We start from the raw sequence: 19,171 nt of genomic DNA, 5'->3' as shown, positions 1-19,171 counted from the left end.
GCGAGGGGGAGGGGGGCTCCGCGTGGGAAGACCCGCGTGAGCTCAGTCGCGCAGCAGATCGTTGATCGAGGTCTTGGAGCGCGTGCGCTCGTCGACGGTCTTCACGATCACGGCGCAGTAGGTCGAGGGCCGGTCGGGGCCGCCGCCGATATTGCCGGGCACCACCACCGAGTAGGGTGGCACCTTGCCGACATGGATCTGGCCGGTGGCGCGGTCCACCACCTTGGTGGTGGCCGAGATGAACACGCCCATCGACAGCACCGCGCCGGTGCCGACGATCACGCCCTCCACCACTTCCGAGCGCGCGCCGATGAAGCAGTTGTCCTCGATGATGACCGGGTTGGCCTGCAGCGGCTCGAGCACGCCGCCGATGCCGACACCACCGGAGAGGTGGCAGTTCTTGCCGATCTGCGCGCACGAGCCGACCGTGGCCCAGGTGTCGACCATGGTGCCGCTGTCGACATAGGCGCCGAGATTGACGAAGGAGGGCATCAGCACGACCGACGGCGCGATGTAGGAGCCGCGGCGCACGATCGAGCCCGGCACGGCGCGGAAGCCGGCCTTGCCGAAGCGCGCGGCGTCCCAGCCGGTGGTCTTGAGCGGCACCTTGTCGAACCACGGCGCGGCGCCGAGGCCGGGGAAACTGGCGCCGCCATCCATCGGCACGGAGTCATAGAGGCGGAAGGAGAGCAGCACGGCTTTCTTCAGCCACTGGTTCACGATCCATTCGCCGCCCACCTTCTCGGCGGTACGGAAGGTGCCGTCGTCCAGGCCGGCGATGGCGGCCTCGACCGCATCGCGCACCTCGCCCTTGGTGGCGCTGTTGATGCCGTCGCGCGCCTCCCAGGCGGCGTCGATGGTGCTCTGAAGCTGCTTGCTCATGGTTCCCCCGGAAAAAGCCGCCGGACCATAGCCGGGGGCGGCGGGGAGTCAATGACGCGGCCGGCAGGGTCGCTATGCTGGCGGCGATGACGTTCAAGATCCCGGAATCGGTGCTGGTGGTGGTCCATACGCCGGCCCTCGAGGTGCTGCTGATCGAGCGGGCGGCCCAGCCCGGCTTCTGGCAGTCGGTCACCGGCTCGCGCGAGCCCGACGACGCCGATCTCGCCGCCACGGCCTGGCGCGAGCTGCGGGAGGAGACAGGGCTCGCCACCGGCACGCTGACCGACTGGCGGCTCACCAACCGCTATGAAATCTGGCCGCAATGGCGGGCGCGCTATGCTCCCGGCGTGACGCACAACACCGAACACGTGTTTGGCTTCGAGGTCGAGCAGGTCGCGGTGGCGACGCTCGATCCCGCCGAGCACACCGCGCAGCTCTGGCTGCCGTGGCAGGAGGCGATGGTGAAGGTCTTCTCGCCCACCAACCGCGACGCGCTGTGGCAGTTGTCCCGCCGGGTCGGCCGGCGCGGGAGCGCGGCATGACGACGGTTTCGCCGGCCGTCGCGGCATCGACGGAAGAGGCGTCGCGGCTCGGCCAATGGAGCTGGGCGCTGTTCGACTGGGCCAATCAGCCCTTCTTCACCGTCGTCACCACCTTCATCTTCGCCCCCTACTTCGCCAACGTGATGGTCGGCGACGCGGTCGCGGGGCAGAGCGCCTGGGCCTTCACGCAATCGACGGCCGGCCTCTTCATCGCCGTGCTGAGTCCGTTCCTCGGCGCCATGGCCGATGCCGGCGGCCGGCGCAAACCCTATGTCTTCGTCTTCCAGCTCCTGCTGGCCGCGGGCTGCGCGGCGCTGTGGTGGGCCTATCCGCACCGCCCCGACCTCGCCGGGCCGATCGGCTGGGCCATCATCGTGGCGACGGTGGGCGCCGAGATGTCGATCGTGTTCAACAACGCGCAGCTGCCCGACATCGTGCGGCCGGAGCGCATGGGCCGGCTGAGCGGCTTCGGCTGGGGGCTGGGCTATGTCGGCGGCCTGATCGCGCTGTTCATCGTGCTGGCGGTCAGCCTGCCGGCGATGTTCGGTCTCGCCCCGACCAACGACCGGCCACTGTTCGGGCTCGATGCCGCCAGCCATGAGCTGGAGCGGCTGACCGGGCCAGCTTCGGCGCTGTGGCTGGTCGTGTTCGTGGCTCCGATGTTCCTGTTCGCGCCCGACCGTCCGGCCGCGCGCCGCCTGCCGCTGCGGCAGTGCGTGCGGGAGGCCGGTGCCTCGCTGCGCGCCACCCTCGGCAAGCTGCGCGACTATCGCAACGTGCTCGCCTTCCTGGTCGCCTTCATGCTCTACAACGATGGGCTCGCGGCCATCATCGCCTTCGGCGGCGTCTATGCCTCGGCCACTTTCGGCTGGAGCACGACCACGCTCGGCATCTTTGGCATCATCCTCACCGTGTTCGCCATTCCCGGCGCCTTCCTGGGCGGTCGGTTCGACGACTGGATGGGCTCGCGGCGTACGGTGCTGGCGGCCACCTTCGGCGTCATCGTGGCGACGGTCGGCATCGTCGGCGTGACGGCCGACCGCATCCTGTTCGTCGTGCCGGTCCAGCCGCTGGCGGCGACGCGCGGCCTGTTCGGCTCGGCGCAGGAACAGACCTTCATGGCCTTCGCGCTGCTGCTGGGCTTCTGCATGGGGCCGATGCAGGCGGCCAGCCGCACCCTGATCGGCCGTCTCGCCCCGCCGGGCATGAGCGGTGAATTCTACGGCCTGTTCGCGCTGTCGGGCCGCGCCACCGCCTGGATGGCGCCGCTCGCCATCGGCGTCGTCACCACGGCCACGCAGTCGACGCGGCTCGGCGTAGCCTGCGTGCTCGTCTTCCTGGTGCTAGGCTTCGCGCTGCTCGGGCGGGTGCGCGAAACGCGCGCGCCGGCCTGAACTGCGACATTGCTCAAGGACCTGTACGCGATGAGATGGTTCACTCCCTGCGCCCTTGCCCTCCTCGTCCTGCCGATGGCGGCCGCGGCCCAGTCGCTGGCGCCGCAGACGCGCTGGGTGAACAATCACGGCTCGGAGCTGGTGATCGAGTCGATCGGGCCCGATGGCCGCTTGACCGGCACTTATTCCAGCAGCGCGCCGGGCTACAAGTGCCGCGGCATCGCCTTCCCCATCGTCGGCTGGGTCGACGGCGAGCGCATCGCCTACACCATGCAGGCCCGCAACGGCTCGGCCGACTGCGGGACCATGACGTCGTGGACCGGCTACCTGCAGGGCGGCCGGCTCTATGCCGAGTGGAGCCTCGCCTACTTCGACACCGAGGCGAACCGCCCGATGCTCGACCGCGGCACCGACATCTATCGTCCGAAGTGACAAGCCAGGAGGAAACGCATGATCACCGCCATCGTGAACTTCAAGCTGCCGGCCGACATCGACGCGCAGAAGGCGGCCGAGCTGTTCAAGGGCTCGGCGCCCAAGTACCGCGGCATGAAGGGGCTGGTGCGCAAGTACTATCTGTTCGATGCGGAGAAGCGCATCGGCGGCGGCGTCTATCTGTGGAAGAGCAAGGCCGATGCCGAGGCGGTCTACACGCCGCAATGGCAGGCCTATATCGCGGAGCGCTATGGCGCTCCGCCGGAGATTCGCTACTTCGAGACGTCGGTGGTGGTCGACAACGAGACAGACACCATCCTGGCCGACGCCGCGTAGGGTCGTCGTTCGTGCGAGGAAGATCAGCCGCGCCGCGCCGCCTCGATGGCGGCGACGTCGATCTTCTTCATGCCCATCATCGCCTCGAAGGCGCGCTTGGCTTCGGCGCCGCCGGCGGCAACTGCCTCGGTCAGCACGCGCGGTGTGATCTGCCAGGAGATGCCCCAGCGGTCCTTGCACCAGCCACACGCGCTCTCCTGCCCGCCATTGCCGACGATGGCGTTCCAGTAGCGATCGGTTTCGGCCTGGTCGTCGGTGGCGATCTGGAAGGAGAAGGCCTCGTTGTGCTTGAAGGCGGGGCCGCCATTGAGGCCGATACAGGGAATGCCGGCGACGGTGAACTCGACCGTGATGACATCGCCCTTCTTGCCCGACGGATAGTCGGCGGGTGCGCGATGGACCGCCTTTACGGCGCTGTCGGGAAAGGTCGCGGCATAGAAGCGGGCCGCGGCCTCGGCGTCCTTGTCGTACCAGAGGCAGACGATGTTCTTGGCCATGACGGATCCTTTTGCGGTGGAGCAGAGATGCTAGGCGTCCAGAATTGGGGCGAAGCCGCCATAGATCAGGCGTTTGCCGTCGAAGGGCATGTCGCGGCCGCGCATCCGCTCGTCGGCCATCATCTTCTTCCAGCCCTCGTCGCGGACAGCGCGGGACGGCCATTCGACCCAGGAATAGACGACCTTCTCGTCACCCGTGGCCTTCACGGCGCCCTTGTAGTCGGTGACCTTGCCGTCGGGCACGTCGTCGCCCCAGGCCTCGACCACGCGCACGGCGCCGAACTCCTTGAGCAGCGCCGCGGCCTTGGTGGCCATCGCGCGATAGGCGTCCTTGTTGGCGGTCGGGACGGGCACCAGATAGCCGTCGACATAGCCCGTCCGGCCACTGCCGCGCTCGTCGATCAGGGGCGTGAAGCCGCCCATGATCGCGCGCTGACCGTCGAACGGCATCTCGCCCATGTCCTTGACGCGCGGGTCGCTCATGAACTTTGCCTGGGCTGCGTCGGCCACGGCCTTGCTGGGATATTCGATCCAGGAGAAGACGACGACCTCGTCGGGCTTGGCCCTCACGGCGCCCTTGAAGTCGGTGACCTTGCCGTCCGGCACGTCGTCGGCCCAGGCTTCGACATGGCGGCGGGCGCCGAACTCCTTGAACAGCGGGGCGGCCTTGGCGGCCAACGAGAGGTAAGCGTCCTTGGCCGCAGCCGGGACGGCGACGACGAATCCTTGCACATAGGTCATGGCGTCCTCCTCTTGGTTGGTCTTGACGGGAAGGGTTGATATCAACGTAAATAGCCCATGTCAAAGCTGGTCGACCTTCCCTACGAAACAACCAAGTATGTGCATGATCGTTGCCTGTGCTTCGCCACCCAGCGCGCGGCGCGGGCGCTCGCCCGGCGCTTCGACGAGGCGCTGCGGCCGGTCGGCCTGACCAACGGCCAATTCTCGCTGCTGATGTCGCTCAATCGGCCCGAGCCGCCGTCGATCAGCGCGGTGGCATCGCTGCTCGCCATGGACCGCACCACGCTGACCGCCAATCTGAAGCCCTTGGAGCGGCGCGGCCTGCTGGAGACGACGGTCGATCCGTCAGATCGCCGCGGTCGCCGGATCGTGCTCACGCGCGATGGCCGCCGGTTGCTGCGCAAGGCGATGCCGGTCTGGGAGCGCGAGCATGCCGCGGTCGACCAGCAACTGGCCGGCACCGATCCAGCGGCCCTGCGCGCCGGCCTGCGGGCGCTGGCGTGAGCTGGCGCGCAGCGCTGTCAGGCGGCGATCGTCTTCGCCTTGAACTTGCAGACGTCGTTCACGACACAGCGCGGGCATTCGGGCTTGCGCGCCTTGCAGGTATAGCGCCCGTGCAGGATCAGCCAATGATGGGCGTGCAGGCGGAATTCCTCCGGCACCCGCTTGAGCAGCTTGAGCTCGACCTCGAGCGGCGTCTTGCCCGGCGCCAGGCCGGTGCGGTTGCCGACGCGGAAGATGTGCGTGTCGACGGCGATGGTCGCCTCGCCGAAGGCCACGTTCATCACCACGTTGGCGGTCTTGCGGCCGACGCCCGGCAGCTCCTGCAGCGCCTCATGGCTGCGCGGGACCTCGCCGCCATGCTTCTCGACCAGCAACCGGCTCAGCGCCATGACGTTCTTTGCCTTGGTGCGGTACAGCCCGATGGTCTTGATGTAGTCGATCAGCTTCTTCTCGCCGAGCGCCAGCATCTGGGCCGGGGTCTTGATCTTCTCGAACAGCGGCTTGGTGGCCCGGTTGACCCCGGCGTCGGTGGCCTGCGCCGAGAGCACGACGGCGACCAGGAGCTGGTAGATCGTGTCGTATTCGAGCTCGGTTTCGGGCTCCGGAATGGACTCCCGCAGACGGGTGAAGAAAACGTGGATCTCGGCAGGCTTCATCAAGGGCATGGCGGGACGCTAGCCGAGGCATTAGGGTGACGCCATGGCCGACTCATCTTCGGCAATCCATTTTGCCACCTTGCTCCGCCCCTACCGCAGCCTGCCGCCGACGGGGTTCAAATGGCTGATCCGGGTGGTGGTGGCCGCCAACCTGATGATCGGCCTGCCCGCCTATTTCATGGGCGCCTGGCCGGTGATGGGCTTCATGGGGCTCGACATCGCCCTGCTGTGGTGGCTGTTCCAGCGCAACTACTTCGATGCCCGCCGCAGCGAGGCGCTGACGCTGACGGACAGCGAATTGATCATCGACCGCGTCGCCCCGGACGGCGAGCGCGAGGAAGTCCGGCTCGATGCCTACTGGCTCAAGCTCGAACGGACCGAGGAACGCCTGGTCGCCAGCTCACGCGGCAATCGGGTCGTGCTCGGCCGCTTCCTGGGACCGGACGAGCGCGAGCGCGTCGGCCAGGAACTCGAGGCCGCCATCGCCCGCATGAAGGCGCCGCGCTTTGTCCATCGCTGGGACCGCGAGGACGAGGGCGCCTAGAGCCCCAGCACGTCCTTCATGCCATAGAGGCCGGGCTTCTTTCCTTCGAGCCACAGCGCCGCGCGCACCGCACCCGAGGCGTAGGTCTCGCGGCTGAAGGAGCGGTGGCTGAGTTCCAGCCGCTCGCCGGCGGCGGCGAACATCACCGTATGGACGCCGACCTCCTCGCCGCCACGCAGGGTGGCGAAGCCGATCTCGCCCACCGGTCGGGCGCCGGTGTGGCCGTCGCGGCTCTTGCGCCACACATCCTCCAGCTTGACCTGCCGGCCGGCCGCCGCCGAGCGGCCGAGGGCGAGTGCCGTGCCCGAGGGCGCGTCGATCTTGTGCCGGTGGTGCATCTCGACAATCTCGATGTCGTAGCTCGGATCCAGCATCGACGCGGTCTTCTCCACCAATGCCATCAGCACGTTGATGCCCAGGGACATGTTGGCGGCCCACAGGATCGGCACGCGCTTGGCGCAGTCGTGGATCGCCGCCGTCTGCTCCGGATCGAGGCCGGTCGTGCCGATCACAACGGACACGCCCCTCTCGGCCGCGATCCGGGCATGCGCGACCGTCGCGGCCGGCACGGTGAAGTCGATCACGACATCCGCGGCGGCGATGGCAGCGGCGCTGTCGCCAGTGATCTTCACGCCGTTGGCTTCGAGGCCCGCGACCTCACCGGCATCGCGACCGATGGCCTTGCCATTGGGAGCCTCGCTGGCGCCCGCAAGGCTGCAGCCCTCGGTGCGGGCGATCTGGCGGATCAGCATTTGGCCCATGCGCCCCGAGGCGCCGACGATGGCGATCTTCATTTCTATGGTCCTGTCCTGAATGTCCGGCGACAATACCGATATTCCGGACGCGACGGGAGACGCTACGTGCTGTTCATGGTGGTCGAGAAATTCCGCAACCAGGACGGCAAGGCCGTCTATCGCAAGCTGCGCGACTCGGGGCGCGGCCTGCCCGACGGGCTGAAGTTCGTGGCGAGCTACGTCACCGCCGATCTCGATCGTTGCTTCCAGCTCATGGAGACCGACGACATCACCTTGTTCCAGCGCTGGATCGCCGATTGGCAGGACGTGGTCGAGTTCGAGGTCGTGCCCGTCGTCGAGGGCAAGGCAACCCGACAGGCGATCGAGCCGCTACTCTGAGGACGCAAATCCCCCGAAGAGAGAAGCCTCGCCTTGACCATCACCATTACCGCCTTTGAACACTCGCCGGATCGGGGCCAGGGACTGGCGCGCGATACCCGCGTTCGATGGGCGCTCGAGGAAGTGGGCCAGCCCTACGAGGTTCGTCTTGTTTCGTTCCGCGCGCTGAAGGAACCCGCGCATCTGGCGCTGCATCCGTTCGGCCAGATTCCGACCTATGAGGATGGCGATCTCTCCCTGTTCGAGACGGGCGCCATCGTGTTCCATCTTGCCGAGCGCCATGCCGGCCTGCTGCCGGACGAGGCCAAGGCCCGGGCACGTGCCATCACATGGATGTTTGCCGCGCTCAACACGGTGGAGCCGCCGATCCTCGAGCTCACAACCGCGCGGATTCTGGAGAGCGATAAGCCCTGGACCAGGGAGCGCCTGCCTATGATCGAGGAGCGCGTCCACGACCGGTTGAAGCAACTCTCGGCCCGCCTCGGCGGTGCCGACTGGCTCGATGGTGCCTTCAGCGCCGGTGACCTGATGATGGTGTCCGTGCTGCTGAGGCTGAGGTCATCGGGCCTTCTCGACGCGTATCCGAACCTCGCCGCCTACGTCGCGCGGGGCGAAGCCCGGCCGGCCTACCAGCGGGCCTTTGCTGCTCAATTGGCGGTGTACACCGCAAGCCAACCGCCGGCGGATTGAGAGCCACCCGGGTTCGAAATCGCTGCTTTGATCCAGACTACTTCCAGGGATCGGCGACCTTGGGCCAGAACGGTGTCTTGCGCTTGGTGTAGGGCAGCCGCGTGACATCGGGATCGGCGGCGCCGGGCGAGGCGACGTAGAGGATCTCCTTCGCCAGGCCGACGAAGCCGTTATAGAAATGCTGCGCCGACTTCACGACGACGACGCGATAGTCGGCCGGATCGGCGCCGACGGCCTTGAAGGCGTCGGCATGGAAGGTCTGGGTGCGCAGCGTGCAGATCGCGACATCGACATGCTCGGATGATAGCAGCGCCATGTCGCCGAGCGGCACCGTCACCGGACCATAGGGTTGGCGGGCACCGCGGGTGATCTTCTTCACCGTCACGTCGAGATCGACCGGATCGCCGCTCACCGCGCCCGACTTACCACCCAGCCGCATGCGCAGACGCGCGCCCTCGCCGGCTTCCTCGGCGATGCGAAAGGCCATGGGATCCCACATGACGCCGAACAGCGTCGGCCCGATCTGCCGCTCCACCAGCGCCTTCAGCACGAAGGTCGAATCGCCGGGAGCACCCGAGCCGGGATTGTCGGCGCGATCGGCCAGCACCAGCGGGCCCTGATTGTGCGAGGCGGCACGGTCCATCGCCTCCTCGATCGAGAGATACCTGGTCGCGTAGCGCTCCCGGTTCTCCCACAGCTCATCGCCGAGCTGCTTCGCCAGCGCTTCGGCCTTGGCCCTGTCGCCGTCGGCCACCACGAGCGTCCGCGTCCCGACATCCTCGACATCGGCGAAGGAGAAGCCGTGGCTCAACGACACCGACAGAATGCCGTCCTTGCCTTCCAGCGACTTCATGCGGGTCACGAACTCGCTGATCGGCGGCACCGAGGTGCGATACTGCGCGATCATGCGGCAGTCGTGCCGTGCCATCACCGGCTTGACCTTGCCCTCGATCGTATCGGCGACGATGGCGAACAGTTCGGCCGCACGTTCCATCGTGTCGGTGTGCGGATACTCCTTGTAGCCGATCAGCACGTCGGCGCTGTCCAGCATCAGCTGGGACAGATGGCAATGCAGGTCGAACTCGGCGCCGATCGCGACGGTCGGGCCGACGATCGCGCGAGCGCGCGACAGGAGATCGCCTTCGCAATCGTCGTAGCCGTCCGCGACCATCGCGCCATGCACGTTGATCAGCACGCCATCGACCGGCATCGCAGCCTTGAGGCCGGCGAGCAGCTCGTCGCGAAAGCCCTCGTAGACCGAGCGCACCGTGGTGCCGGACGGTGCGGCGAAGGTCGCCAGCCCCTCGATCACCGTCCAGCCGCGCTTCTCCGCTTCCTGGCGCCAGACATGCAGCGGCGCCGTGAAGTTGGTGGGTGCGTGCCGGGTCGCGTCGCCGCGCCAGATGCCATGTTCCTGGTAGGAGCGAAGGCCGGTCGGAAAGGGCACGAACTGGTTGGTCTCGGTGCCCAGCGCGGCGATGAAGATACGCTTGCTCACGAACTCACTCCTGACGACTAATCGCGATGACGATGACAGCCCACGACATGATCGTCGACCATGCCCGAGGCCTGCATGAAGGCGTAGCAGATCGTCGATCCCACGAACTTGAAGCCGGCCTTCTTCAACGCCTTCGACATCGCGTCACTTTCCGGTGATCGGGCCGGAACGTCCTTCAGGCTCCTGGGGACATTCTTCTTCGGCTTGCCGCCGACGAAATCCCAGAGGAAACCGGAGAACGATCCCTCGCGTTCGATCAGCGCCAGATAGGCCCTGGCATTGCTGACGCTCGCCTCGATCTTGCCCCGATGGCGGATGATGCCGGGATCGGCCAGCAGCTTCTCGAGCTTGGCCGGCGTGTAGCGTGCGATCCGCTTCGGATCGAAGCCATCATAGACCTTGCGGTAATGCTCGCGCTTGCGCAGCACCGTGATCCAGGACAGCCCGGCCTGGCAGCCTTCCAGTGTCAGCAACTCGAACAGGGCCTGATCGTCCTTGAGCGGTCGTCCCCATTCCTTGTCGTGATAGGCCTCGTAGAGCGGATCGGCGGTCGCCCAGCCGCAGCGCGGCTTGCCGTCGGTGCCTGCAATCGTGTCGTGCTTCCAGACCATGGCCGGACCCTACCCAAGCGGCGCGCGGGACGCCACACTGCGCCGCAATTTGGAGGAACGTGTCATGGCAAAGGACTTCAGCGATCTCAAGGTCTGCATCTTCGACGTCTTCGGAACGGTCGTGGATTGGCGGGGCAGCCTGATCGAGGATCTGCCCAAACTCGGCCGCAAGCACGGCCTCGACACCGACTGGACCAGCTTTGCCGACGACTGGCGCGGCCTCTACCAGCCGCAGATGGGCCGGGTGCGCAAAGGCGACCTGCCGTGGACGCGCATCGACGACCTCCACAAGGAGGCCTTCGAGATGCTGCTGCAGAAGCGGGGGCTGAAGCATCCGGGCGAGGAAGCAGTCTGGGAGTTCACGCATCTCTGGCACAAGCTCAGGCCCTGGCCGGATTCGGTGGAAGGCATTGGCCTGATGAAGAAGAAGTATGTCGTGGCCACGCTCAGCAACGGCAATGTCGCGCTGCTGATCAACATGGCCAAGAATGCCGGCATCCCGTGGGATCATTGCTTCTCCGGCGAAACTTTCCACCACTACAAGCCCGACCCTGAAGCCTATCTCGGCGTCGTCGATAGCATGTACCTGAAGCCGCACCAGGTGATGCTGGTAGCCGCGCACAACGGCGATCTGGCCGCGGCGCAGAAATGCGGCCTGTCGACCGGCTTCGTCCACCGGCCCCTGGAACACGGGCCCGGCCAGACGCGTGATCTCAAGGCCGAGGGTAACTGGGACGCGGTCGGCAGTTCCATTGTCGAGGTCGCGAAAAAGATCGGCTGCTGATATCCTGTCACCACTGCAAAAGGATAGTCCGATGGATCGCTGACATAGTCAGGCTTCCGCATTTCCTGCCGGCCCGAGGGGGCCGGCACGTCAGGAGCTCGCTATGTTGAATTCCATTCCCGAGGACCGTCGCCAGATGGCCCGTGCGGCGTTGAAAGCGGCTTTCGGTCCGACCGCTGTCTCGTTGATCAAACCGATCGTGGGCGGCGCCTCGGCGCTCATCTACCGAATCGAAGTGGGCGGTCGGCCCTATCTGTTGCGCTTCGACTCGTTTCTGCGCGATGACGTGCGCGATCCGCCGCGGGCATATCGCTGCATGCAAGCGGCGGCTGAAGCAGGCATCGCGCCTGCTATCCGCTACGCCGATGCGGCCGCCGGCGTCGTCGTCATGGACTTCATCGAGAGTCGCTCTCTCGCCGACTATCCCGGCGGCCTCGAGGCGCTGTCGCGTGCGCTCGGCCATCTCGCCGCCAGGCTGCAGGCGATACCGCCCTTTCCGGCCGTCGGCGACTACCCATCGATCATTGGCGGGATGTTCGATCGGCTGCTGCGCTCCCGGCTCTTTGCCGACGGTTTGCTCGATGCCCACCGTGAAGGCTTCGAGCGCATCCGCGCCGCTTATCCCTGGAACGACGCGGCGTTGGTTTCGAGCCACAACGACTCGCATCCCGGCAATATCCTGTTCGATGGGCAGAGGTTGTGGCTGATCGACTGGGAGACGGCCTATCGCAACGATCCTCTGGTCGATATCGCGATCATGACGATGTACGTGGCCGCGACGCCGGATTTGCAGGAAGTGCTGATCCGGTCGTGGTCGGGTCGTCCATCGGATGGACTGCTGCGCGCCCGACTGCTGGTGATGCGGCAGCTCACGCGTCTGTTCTACGCCTTGGCCAATGGCTTCTTCGTTGCCACTGCGCGGCCCGATCTGCGGGAGAGCGATCTCGCCGCGCCGACGCCTGCCGCCTTCCGGGCCGCCCTCGATGATGGCCGTTTGATCTCGAACACCTTCGAGACGCAGAGGATCGCGAGCAGGGTCGCGCTTCGTGCCTTCCTCGAAGGTCTTGCAACGCCCGCTTTCGCGGACGCTCTTGCCATCGTTCGGTCGGGCTAGCGGCTAGACTCCGATCGTCGTCAGGTCCTGGAACCAGTGCTGGGCCTGGACGTACGACTTGATCTTGGGCGATAGCGCATGCGGGTTGACGTCGTGCACGACCCAGATCAGCACGGCATCGTCGACCACCTTCTCGTGCACGCGCGCCATCAGTGCATCCTGCTTGGCGGGGTCGAAGGTCGTCTGCGCCTCGCCGATCAGCTTGTCGACCTCCGGATTCGCGTAGTAGCTCCAGTTGACGCCCACCGGAGCGGCCTGGTTGGAAGCAAAGAACCGGGTGATGGCGTAGACCGGATCGGACGTCACATAGGCGATGTTGTTGGCGCTGATGTCCTTGTTCATGTCGGCCTTAGCCCCGGCACGCCAGGCCGTATACATCGCCTCGAGCTCGACGACCTTGAACTCGACGTCGATATAGACGTCCTTGAACATCTCCTGGATCGCCTCGTTCATGGGCAGCGACAGCATCTGGCCGGTACCGCCGCTTGCGACAACGAACTTGGTCTTGAGCGGCTGCGCCTTGCTGAAGCCGGTGTCGGTCACCAGCTTGCGTGCCTCGTCCGGTGCGTACTTGATCTCGAAAGTCGGCTTGCCGAACCACGGGCTGGTGCGATCGACCTGACCGTAGGCGGGCTTGGCCAGGCCGTTCAGCAGCTTGACGATGGCATCGCGATCGATGGCGAGATTGGCGGCCTTGCGCAGCCTGATGTCGGTCCAGGGAGAGCCCGGAAGCAGAGAGGGGTGGTAGTTCCAGACGTGCGGCGTGACGTTGGTCTCGATCCGCATGCCGGCCTGCTTCAGGCGATCGACCGTATCCGGCGGCGGCGTCTCGATCATGTCGACCGAGTTGGAGATCAGGGCGGCGGTGCGGCTTGAATCCTCGGGTGCACAGACCAGCACGATACGATCGCTCTTGGGAATGCGCTTGGGATTCCAGTAGCCATCGTTCTTCACCAGCTCCGCACGTTCGCGCGGCACCAGGCGGGCGAGCTTGAACGGGCCGGTGCCGGAAGGTTCGGAGGCGAACTTGTTCCAGTCCTTGCCGACCTTCTCCCATTGCGCCGGACTCGACACCAGGAACCACAGCATCTGATACGGGAACAGTGCATCGACGGCCTTGGTCTTGATCTCGACCGTCATGTCGTCGAGCTTCCGATAGCTGGCAATCGAGGGCAGGCGCGGCCGGACCTGGGCCGCCTGGCGCTGATCGAATTGCGGCGCCTTGCTGTCGAACACCTTGTCGAGGTTCCAGATCACCGCATCGGCGTTGAAGGTGGAACCGTCGTGGAACTTCACATCCGGCCTGAGCTTGAAGACCCACAGGGTCTTGTCGGCGTCGTCGACCTTCCACTCGGTGGCAAGGCCGGGGATCAGCTTGCCCGGCCGGTCGGCGACATCGAGCTCCCATGCCACCAGCGGATCGTAGAGCGTGAGCCCAGTGAACTGATAGGCGCCGGCGCCGCGATCGGGCTGGCCTGTCGTAAGCGGAATGTCGGCCATGGAGATGCCATAGCGCACGACCTTCTCCTGCGCCGACGCGGGCCGTATGCCTTCCAGCACGGGCAGGGTCAACGCGCCCGCGCCAGCGAGCAACGTGCGGCGTGATAGCTTCATCATCGTCTCCTGATTTTCAGAGGGCCGGCCGCCGCGACCGCCAACCGGTCGCGCGCTCATAGGCGGCGCCTGCGGCGAAAACGCTCGCTTCGTCGAAGGCGCGTCCGCCGAGCTGGATACTAAGCGGCAAGCCATCGCTGCCATAGCCGCAGCACAGGGCAAGCGCGGGCTGCCCGGTCACGTTGAAGGGCATGGTGAGGGACGGCTTGCTGAGGAAATGGAAGATCGCCGGCGCTTCGTCGGCGGGCTCCGGCGGTCCCCACTGGCTCGCCATCATGACGAGGTCGTAGCCTCGCATCGCCGCCCGCGTCTCCTGATGGAGCTGGCGACGCAGGCGTAGCGCGGACAGATACTGCTCGGCCGAGAAGAAGGCGCCGATCTGGAAGCGCCGCCGTGTCGTGTAACCGAACTTCTCCGGTCGTTCGATGATATCGCGGCGATGAATGGCGTGCGCTTCCACCGAGATGATGATCCGCCCGCAGACGTGATAGCCCCAGAGATCGGGGAAGACGACGTCTTCGACGATTGCGCCTAGATCCTTGAAGACGCGGACAGCCTCGTCGATGCCCTTCTTCGTTTCGGGCGTGATGCTGGCATCGTCGCGCTCGTACCAGCTTCGCGCCAGGGCAATGCGCATGCCCTTGATCGGCCGTTGCGCCGCCGCGCCGTAATCGACCTTGGCGACCTTGGCGGAGGCCTGGTCGTTGGGATCGTGGCCGGCCAGCACGTCGAGCATGAGGGCGCAGTCCTCGACCGTCCACGCCATGGGGCCGGCGGTGTCGAGGCTGAAGGCGAGTGGGAAGATGCCGCAGCGACTTACCAGGCCGTAGGTCGGCTTGATGCCGGCGACGCCGCAATAACCGGCGGGATTGCGGATCGAGCCGCCGGTATCGGAGCCCATGGCGCCCATGCACAGGGCCGCGGCCACGGCCGCTCCCGAGCCGCTCGACGATCCGCCGGGCTGGTGCTTCAGCGTCCAGGGATTGAGCACGGCGGGAAAGGGCTGGTCGGCCGTCATCGCGCCATTGGCGAATTCGTGGGTGCCGAGCTTGCCGAGCAGGACGGCACCTCCCGCCTTGAGACGGCGCACGGTTTCGGCATCGATCGACGGCACATAGTCGGCCTTCAGATGCGAATGGCCGGTCGTGCGGATGCCGGCCGTCTCGTAGATGTCCTTCAGGGCGACCGGAATACCATGCAGGGGACCGCGCCAGAAGCCGCCCCTCATCTCCATGTCGGCCTGCTGGGCGGCGAGCCGCGCGACATCCGCCGTGACCGTGATGTAGCTGTGAACCTTGGAGTCCACGGCCTCGATCCGCTTCAGGAACGCTTCCGTCAGGGCGACCGAGGTGATCTCGCCGCGCGCCATCAGGCGGCCGGCCTCGGCGATGCCGAGCGTTGTCAAATCCGTCATGTCTGTTGTCTCTATTCGTCGGCGCGGAAGACGTGAGGCGGCTCGGCAGCCCAGGCCCAGCGGACCGGCATGCGTTCCATCTGGGCGAGCAGCCCGACATAGCCCTTGTACAGATGCCCGATATCTTCCTCGGTCAGCGTGAGGCCGGTCAGCGCCGCTCTTGCGCGGAACTCATCGAGCGTTGGCGGTGGCTTTGGCGACGACATGGAACGGCCCTCCCGCCCGGTCCATGCAAGTGACATGCCGCAGCTTGGCTTGCCCCTTGCATGGAACTGTCCCGAGAGAGGGGTGGGTTCATGTTGCATCGTCTACGCGCCGTCGCGGCCGGCTTCGGCCTTCTGATCATCTCCAGCATGCCTGCCCTGTCGCAGGGCACTTTGCGCATCGGCATGACAGCCGCCGATGTTCCTTTGACCACGGGGCAGCCCGATCAAGGCTTCGAGGGATATCGCTTCGCTGGCTACACGATCTATGACGCGCTGGTGAATTGGGACCTGTCGAAGGCCGATGTCATCGCCGACATCAAGCCCGGCCTGGCGACGGAATGGAAGCCGGTCGAGGGCGATCCCAAGCGCTGGATCTTCAAGTTGCGCGAGGGGGTCAAATTCCAGGACAGCACGGATTTCGATGCCGACGCCGTCATCTGGAACCTCGACAAGATCCTGAACGACAAGTCGCCCCAGTTCGATTCGAAGCAGCTTGCCCAGGTCCGCGCCCGTATCCCGACCCTTGTCGGCTACAAGAAGATCGACAAATACACCGTCGAGCTTGCGACCAAAGTCGTAAACGCCCTGTTCCCCTACGACATGTCCTACGTCTTCTATTCGAGCCCGGCCAACTGGGAGGCGCAGGGCCGCGACTGGAACAAGGTGGCGCTGCATCCGGTCGGTACCGGTCCGTTCAAGGTCGACCGCGTGGTGCCGCGCGAGCGCCTGGAGCTGTCGCGCTTCGATGGCTACTGGGACAAGGCGCGCGTGCCGAAGCTCGACAAGGTGATCCTGTTCCCGATGCCCGAGGCGGCGACGCGTACCGCCGCGCTCCTGGCCGGCCAGATCGACTGGATCGAGGTGCCCGCACCTGACGCGATCGCCCGACTCAAGCAGGGCGGCATGACGATCGTCACCAACAAGTATCCGCACAACTGGGCCTACCAACCCAGTATGATCGAGGGCTCGCCCTGGACCGATATCCGTGTGCGCAAGGCCGCCAATCTCGCGATCGACCGCGCAGGCCTGGCCAAGCTGCTGGGCGGCACGATGATCGAAGCCAAGGGCCATGTTTATCCCGGACATCCGTGGTTCGGGCATCCGGATTTCGACATCAAGTACGACCCCGAAGAGGCCAAGAAGCTGCTGAAGGAAGCCGGCTACGGTCCCAACAAGAAGCCCAAGATCAAGATCGCGATCTCGACCTCCGGGTCCGGCCAGATGCAGCCGCTGCCGATGAACGAATACGTGCAGGAGAACCTGAACGCGGTCGGCTTCGACTGTTCGTTCGAGGTGATGGAATGGAACGCGTTGGTGACCTTCTCCTTCCAGCCGGTCACGGGCGATGCCGCGCAGAAGGCCGGCGTCAATGCCATCAATATCAGCCGTGCGTTGGTCGATCCCTATTCCGGATTCACCAGGCTCATGCACAGCAACTACGTGCCGCCGGTCGGCGCGAACTGGGGCATCCTGAAGGATCCCAAGCTCGATGGCATGATCGAAAAGGTGCAGACGACCTTCGACAAGGCCGAGCAGACCAAGGCCATGATCGACATACACAACTACATCGTCGATCAGGCCTACTGGATCTGGATTGCGCACGATCTCAATCCCCGTGCCATGAGCCCGAAGGTCAAGGGTTTCGTGCAGGCGCAGAGCTGGTTCCAGGACCTCACTCCGGTTTCCATTCAATAACGAAAGGCATGCGGCGATGCTGCTCTATGCGCTTCGACGTCTGATCTACCTCGTGCCGGTGGCGTTCGGCGTGTCCCTGCTGGTGTTCGCGCTCGTCCATCTCGCGCCGGGCGATGCCATCTCGGCCATCGTCCCGCCCGACGCGCCGCAGGAAGTCGTCGAAAAGATCAAGGCCTACTACGGCTTCGACAAGCCGCTGCCGGTGCAATATTTCCGCTGGTTGACGGTGACCTTGAGCGGCGACTTCGGAACTTCCATCGGCACCGGGCGGCCGGTCTCCGAAGAAGTGGGGACGGCCTTCGCCAACACGCTCATCCTTGCGGTTGGAGCTACCTTCCTTTCCTTCACGCTGGCGACCATCCTCGGCACCGCGGCGGCCTATGCCAAGTCCCGCCTGCTCGACCGCTTCGTGACCTCGATCGCCCTGTCAGGGGTGAGCGTGCCGCACTTCTGGCTGGCGATCGTGCTGGTGATCATCTTCTCGGTCGAGCTGGGTTGGCTGCCCCCGATGGGAATGGGTCCCGATAACGCAACGGGATGGCGACTCGACGGCGCCCATCTCGCCCACATGGTGCTGCCAACCATCGCCCTATCGGTGATCCCGCTCGGCGTCATGACGCGCACCGTGCGTTCGACGGTCAAGGAAATCCTGAACATGGAGTTCGTGACGGCGTTGCAAGCCAAGGGCATGAACGACCGCCAGATCCTGCTGCATGTTCTCAAGAATGCCGCGCCGACCTGTCTGGCGGTCATGGGCCTGCAGGCGGGCAACCTGATCGGCGGCTCGATCCTGATCGAGACGGTGTTCGCCTGGCCGGGCACGGGCTTCCTGCTGAACAGCGCCATCTTCCGGCGCGACCTGCCCATTCTCCAGGGCACGACGCTCGTCCTCGCCTTCTTCTTCATGTTGCTCAACCTGGTCGTGGATGTGATCCAGACCATGGTCGACCCGCGCATCAAGCGAGCGTGACACCATGACCTTCCAGACCCCGTCGTTCGATATCGCGGCTCCGCCGACCGTCAAGGCGACCCGTGCCTCCGCATCGCGCAGTTACTGGCAGAGCGTCCGCCGTCGTCTTTCACGCGACCCCGTGACCGTGATATGCGGCATCGTCCTCGTTCTGATCGTCGCGTCGTCGCTCGCCGCGCCCTGGCTCGGCCTCGCCGATCCCTACAAGACCTCGATGATCCGCCGACTCTATCCGGTGGGCTCTCCCAACTATCTGCTCGGCACCGATGAGCTCGGCCGCGACATGCTGAGCCGCCTGGTCTATGGCGGCCGGCTCTCGCTGTTCATGGGCGTGACACCGGTCGTGCTGTCGCTGCTGATTGGCGGCCTGCTCGGTATCACCGCGGGCTTCCTGGGTGGCCGCGTCAACATGCTGATCATGCGCACGATGGACGTCTTCTACGCCTTTCCCTCCGTGTTGCTGGCCATCTCGCTGTCGGGCGCCATGGGCGCGGGCGCCGACAATACATTGCTTGCCCTGACCCTGGTGTTCATTCCGCCGATTTGCCGCGTGTCCGAAAGCGTAACGACCCAGGTTCGCGGCTTCGATTTCGTCGATGCCGCAAAGGCGAGCGGCGCCAGCACCTTGACCATCGTTCGGGTCCATGTGCTCGGCAACGTGCTCGGACCGATCCTGGTCTATGCGACGTCGCTGATCAGCGTGGCCATCATCCTGGCGGCCGGCCTGTCCTTCCTCGGTCTTGGCGTGAAGCCGCCCGAGCCGGAATGGGGCCTGATGCTGAACACGCTGCGCCAGGCCATCTACGTCAATCCGGTGCTCGCGGCGCTGCCGGGTGTGATGATCTTCGTGACCTCGATCTGCTTCAACCTGATGAGCGACGGTCTGCGGGCCGCCATGGATGTGAAGGGCTGAC

The 19,171-nt window shown here is 65.7% G+C and carries 23 protein-coding genes; 13 read left to right on the top strand and 10 right to left on the bottom strand.

Translation table 11 applies throughout. The features are described from left to right. Positions 1-42: 42 nt before the first annotated feature. Positions 43-882: a 2,3,4,5-tetrahydropyridine-2,6-dicarboxylate N-succinyltransferase gene (gene dapD, locus B5D62_RS16265; protein WP_085934962.1), complete on the bottom strand. Its 840-nt coding sequence runs from the start codon at positions 880-882 to the stop codon at positions 43-45. An 86-nt stretch (positions 883-968) separates the two neighbouring features. Between dapD and nudB the strand changes: the two genes are divergently transcribed. The 4 genes from nudB to B5D62_RS16245 are packed head-to-tail and all read left to right on the top strand — an operon-like array spanning position 969 to position 3,586. Further along, positions 969-1,424 carry a dihydroneopterin triphosphate diphosphatase gene (gene nudB / locus B5D62_RS16260; RefSeq protein WP_085935147.1) on the top strand — a complete coding sequence of 152 codons (456 nt, stop codon included), beginning with the start codon at positions 969-971 and terminating at the stop codon, positions 1,422-1,424. Next, a complete protein-coding gene (locus tag B5D62_RS16255; protein WP_085934961.1) occupies positions 1,421-2,818 on the top strand; it encodes an MFS transporter in 1,398 nt (465 codons plus the stop codon). Before nudB ends, B5D62_RS16255 begins: the two co-directional genes overlap by 4 nt. A gap of 30 nt (positions 2,819-2,848) precedes the next feature. After that, entirely contained in the window at positions 2,849-3,250 is a 402-nt protein-coding gene (locus B5D62_RS16250) for an avidin/streptavidin family protein (RefSeq protein ID WP_139373921.1), read from the top strand. Positions 3,251-3,268: 18 nt separating this feature from the next. Beyond that, positions 3,269-3,586, top strand: coding sequence for a monooxygenase (locus B5D62_RS16245; RefSeq protein WP_085934959.1), 318 nt, complete (start codon positions 3,269-3,271; stop codon positions 3,584-3,586). A gap of 23 nt (positions 3,587-3,609) precedes the next feature. Here the strand turns inward: B5D62_RS16245 and B5D62_RS16240 are convergent, their stop codons facing one another. After that, positions 3,610-4,083: a VOC family protein gene (locus tag B5D62_RS16240; RefSeq protein WP_085934958.1), complete on the bottom strand. Its 474-nt coding sequence runs from the start codon at positions 4,081-4,083 to the stop codon at positions 3,610-3,612. A 30-nt stretch (positions 4,084-4,113) separates the two neighbouring features. Next, on the bottom strand, positions 4,114-4,824 hold the full coding sequence (locus B5D62_RS34005) for a DUF1428 domain-containing protein (protein ID WP_085934957.1): 711 nt from the start codon (positions 4,822-4,824) through the stop codon (positions 4,114-4,116). Positions 4,825-4,881: 57 nt separating this feature from the next. Between B5D62_RS34005 and B5D62_RS16230 the strand changes: the two genes are divergently transcribed. Continuing rightward, on the top strand, positions 4,882-5,328 hold the full coding sequence (locus B5D62_RS16230) for a MarR family winged helix-turn-helix transcriptional regulator (RefSeq protein WP_085934956.1): 447 nt from the start codon (positions 4,882-4,884) through the stop codon (positions 5,326-5,328). 17 nt (positions 5,329-5,345) lie between these two features. Here the strand turns inward: B5D62_RS16230 and nth are convergent, their stop codons facing one another. Further along, positions 5,346-5,993 (bottom strand): endonuclease III, encoded by a 648-nt coding sequence (nth, locus tag B5D62_RS16225; protein ID WP_231714829.1) that lies wholly within the window; start codon positions 5,991-5,993, stop codon positions 5,346-5,348. A gap of 34 nt (positions 5,994-6,027) precedes the next feature. On the opposite strand from nth, the gene B5D62_RS16220 reads away from it, so the two are divergent. Further along, on the top strand, positions 6,028-6,528 hold the full coding sequence (locus B5D62_RS16220) for a DUF2244 domain-containing protein (protein ID WP_085934955.1): 501 nt from the start codon (positions 6,028-6,030) through the stop codon (positions 6,526-6,528). Here B5D62_RS16220 and dapB read toward each other — a convergent pair. Beyond that, the gene (gene dapB / locus B5D62_RS16215) at positions 6,525-7,322 is read right to left on the bottom strand and encodes a 4-hydroxy-tetrahydrodipicolinate reductase (protein WP_085934954.1); all 798 of its coding nucleotides are present in this window, start codon (positions 7,320-7,322) and stop codon (positions 6,525-6,527) included. The genes B5D62_RS16220 and dapB overlap by 4 nt on opposite strands. 75 nt (positions 7,323-7,397) lie before the next feature. On the opposite strand from dapB, the gene B5D62_RS16210 reads away from it, so the two are divergent. Continuing rightward, positions 7,398-7,661, top strand: a complete 264-nt coding sequence (locus B5D62_RS16210) for a DUF3303 domain-containing protein (protein WP_231714843.1) — start codon at positions 7,398-7,400, stop codon at positions 7,659-7,661. A gap of 33 nt (positions 7,662-7,694) precedes the next feature. Next, positions 7,695-8,351, top strand: coding sequence for a glutathione S-transferase family protein (locus B5D62_RS16205; protein ID WP_085934952.1), 657 nt, complete (start codon positions 7,695-7,697; stop codon positions 8,349-8,351). A gap of 37 nt (positions 8,352-8,388) precedes the next feature. Here B5D62_RS16205 and B5D62_RS16200 read toward each other — a convergent pair whose 3' ends face one another. After that, positions 8,389-9,849 (bottom strand): M81 family metallopeptidase, encoded by a 1,461-nt coding sequence (locus B5D62_RS16200; protein ID WP_085934951.1) that lies wholly within the window; start codon positions 9,847-9,849, stop codon positions 8,389-8,391. A 17-nt stretch (positions 9,850-9,866) separates the two neighbouring features. Further along, on the bottom strand, positions 9,867-10,460 hold the full coding sequence (locus B5D62_RS16195; RefSeq protein ID WP_085934950.1) for a DNA-3-methyladenine glycosylase I: 594 nt from the start codon (positions 10,458-10,460) through the stop codon (positions 9,867-9,869). 64 nt (positions 10,461-10,524) lie between these two features. Here B5D62_RS16195 and B5D62_RS16190 point away from each other — a divergent pair, with 64 nt between their 5' ends. Both B5D62_RS16190 and B5D62_RS16185 read left to right on the top strand, forming a co-directional pair. Next, positions 10,525-11,244, top strand: a complete 720-nt coding sequence (locus B5D62_RS16190) for a haloacid dehalogenase type II (RefSeq protein ID WP_085934949.1) — start codon at positions 10,525-10,527, stop codon at positions 11,242-11,244. Positions 11,245-11,347: 103 nt separating this feature from the next. Then, positions 11,348-12,358, top strand: coding sequence for a phosphotransferase (locus tag B5D62_RS16185; RefSeq protein WP_085934948.1), 1,011 nt, complete (start codon positions 11,348-11,350; stop codon positions 12,356-12,358). 3 nt (positions 12,359-12,361) lie between these two features. On the opposite strand, the gene B5D62_RS16180 is transcribed toward B5D62_RS16185, so the two are convergent. Genes B5D62_RS16180 through B5D62_RS16170 form a run of 3 tightly spaced genes read right to left on the bottom strand, consistent with a single transcriptional unit; the run spans position 12,362 to position 15,592 of the window. Further along, positions 12,362-13,972, bottom strand: coding sequence for an ABC transporter substrate-binding protein (locus B5D62_RS16180; RefSeq protein ID WP_085935145.1), 1,611 nt, complete (start codon positions 13,970-13,972; stop codon positions 12,362-12,364). 16 nt (positions 13,973-13,988) lie between these two features. Next, positions 13,989-15,386 carry an Asp-tRNA(Asn)/Glu-tRNA(Gln) amidotransferase GatCAB subunit A gene (locus tag B5D62_RS16175; protein ID WP_085934947.1) on the bottom strand — a complete coding sequence of 466 codons (1,398 nt, stop codon included), beginning with the start codon at positions 15,384-15,386 and terminating at the stop codon, positions 13,989-13,991. Between the two features lie 11 nt (positions 15,387-15,397). Next, complete coding sequence (locus tag B5D62_RS16170) at positions 15,398-15,592, bottom strand: hypothetical protein (protein WP_085934946.1); 195 nt, start codon at positions 15,590-15,592, stop codon at positions 15,398-15,400. 90 nt (positions 15,593-15,682) lie between these two features. Between B5D62_RS16170 and B5D62_RS16165 the strand changes: the two genes are divergently transcribed. Genes B5D62_RS16165 through B5D62_RS16155 form a run of 3 tightly spaced genes read left to right on the top strand, consistent with a single transcriptional unit; the run spans position 15,683 to position 19,170 of the window. Then, a complete protein-coding gene (locus B5D62_RS16165) occupies positions 15,683-17,287 on the top strand; it encodes an ABC transporter substrate-binding protein (RefSeq protein ID WP_085934945.1) in 1,605 nt (534 codons plus the stop codon). A 16-nt stretch (positions 17,288-17,303) separates the two neighbouring features. Further along, positions 17,304-18,257, top strand: a complete 954-nt coding sequence (locus tag B5D62_RS16160; protein ID WP_085934944.1) for an ABC transporter permease — start codon at positions 17,304-17,306, stop codon at positions 18,255-18,257. A gap of 4 nt (positions 18,258-18,261) precedes the next feature. Beyond that, positions 18,262-19,170: an ABC transporter permease gene (locus B5D62_RS16155; protein WP_085934943.1), complete on the top strand. Its 909-nt coding sequence runs from the start codon at positions 18,262-18,264 to the stop codon at positions 19,168-19,170. Position 19,171 lies beyond the last annotated feature (1 nt).

Origin of the sequence: Enhydrobacter aerosaccus (genome assembly GCF_900167455.1) — a bacterium.
GTDB lineage: Bacteria > Pseudomonadota > Alphaproteobacteria > Reyranellales > Reyranellaceae > Reyranella > Reyranella aerosaccus.
This window is presented reverse-complemented; position numbering and strand designations above follow the sequence as displayed.

Coding starts and splice junctions, on each gene's coding strand:
- dapD (WP_085934962.1), bottom strand. CDS start 882: ATGAGCAAGCAGCTTCAGAGCACCATCGACGCCGCCTGGGAGGCGCGC.
- nudB (WP_085935147.1), top strand. CDS start 969: ATGACGTTCAAGATCCCGGAATCGGTGCTGGTGGTGGTCCATACGCCG.
- B5D62_RS16255 (WP_085934961.1), top strand. CDS start 1,421: ATGACGACGGTTTCGCCGGCCGTCGCGGCATCGACGGAAGAGGCGTCG.
- B5D62_RS16250 (WP_139373921.1), top strand. CDS start 2,849: ATGAGATGGTTCACTCCCTGCGCCCTTGCCCTCCTCGTCCTGCCGATG.
- B5D62_RS16245 (WP_085934959.1), top strand. CDS start 3,269: ATGATCACCGCCATCGTGAACTTCAAGCTGCCGGCCGACATCGACGCG.
- B5D62_RS16240 (WP_085934958.1), bottom strand. CDS start 4,083: ATGGCCAAGAACATCGTCTGCCTCTGGTACGACAAGGACGCCGAGGCC.
- B5D62_RS34005 (WP_085934957.1), bottom strand. CDS start 4,824: ATGACCTATGTGCAAGGATTCGTCGTCGCCGTCCCGGCTGCGGCCAAG.
- B5D62_RS16230 (WP_085934956.1), top strand. CDS start 4,882: ATGTCAAAGCTGGTCGACCTTCCCTACGAAACAACCAAGTATGTGCAT.
- nth (WP_231714829.1), bottom strand. CDS start 5,993: ATGCCCTTGATGAAGCCTGCCGAGATCCACGTTTTCTTCACCCGTCTG.
- B5D62_RS16220 (WP_085934955.1), top strand. CDS start 6,028: ATGGCCGACTCATCTTCGGCAATCCATTTTGCCACCTTGCTCCGCCCC.
- dapB (WP_085934954.1), bottom strand. CDS start 7,322: ATGAAGATCGCCATCGTCGGCGCCTCGGGGCGCATGGGCCAAATGCTG.
- B5D62_RS16210 (WP_231714843.1), top strand. CDS start 7,398: ATGGTGGTCGAGAAATTCCGCAACCAGGACGGCAAGGCCGTCTATCGC.
- B5D62_RS16195 (WP_085934950.1), bottom strand. CDS start 10,460: ATGGTCTGGAAGCACGACACGATTGCAGGCACCGACGGCAAGCCGCGC.
- B5D62_RS16190 (WP_085934949.1), top strand. CDS start 10,525: ATGGCAAAGGACTTCAGCGATCTCAAGGTCTGCATCTTCGACGTCTTC.
- B5D62_RS16185 (WP_085934948.1), top strand. CDS start 11,348: ATGTTGAATTCCATTCCCGAGGACCGTCGCCAGATGGCCCGTGCGGCG.
- B5D62_RS16180 (WP_085935145.1), bottom strand. CDS start 13,972: ATGAAGCTATCACGCCGCACGTTGCTCGCTGGCGCGGGCGCGTTGACC.
- B5D62_RS16175 (WP_085934947.1), bottom strand. CDS start 15,386: ATGACGGATTTGACAACGCTCGGCATCGCCGAGGCCGGCCGCCTGATG.
- B5D62_RS16170 (WP_085934946.1), bottom strand. CDS start 15,592: ATGTCGTCGCCAAAGCCACCGCCAACGCTCGATGAGTTCCGCGCAAGA.
- B5D62_RS16165 (WP_085934945.1), top strand. CDS start 15,683: ATGTTGCATCGTCTACGCGCCGTCGCGGCCGGCTTCGGCCTTCTGATC.
- B5D62_RS16160 (WP_085934944.1), top strand. CDS start 17,304: ATGCTGCTCTATGCGCTTCGACGTCTGATCTACCTCGTGCCGGTGGCG.
- B5D62_RS16155 (WP_085934943.1), top strand. CDS start 18,262: ATGACCTTCCAGACCCCGTCGTTCGATATCGCGGCTCCGCCGACCGTC.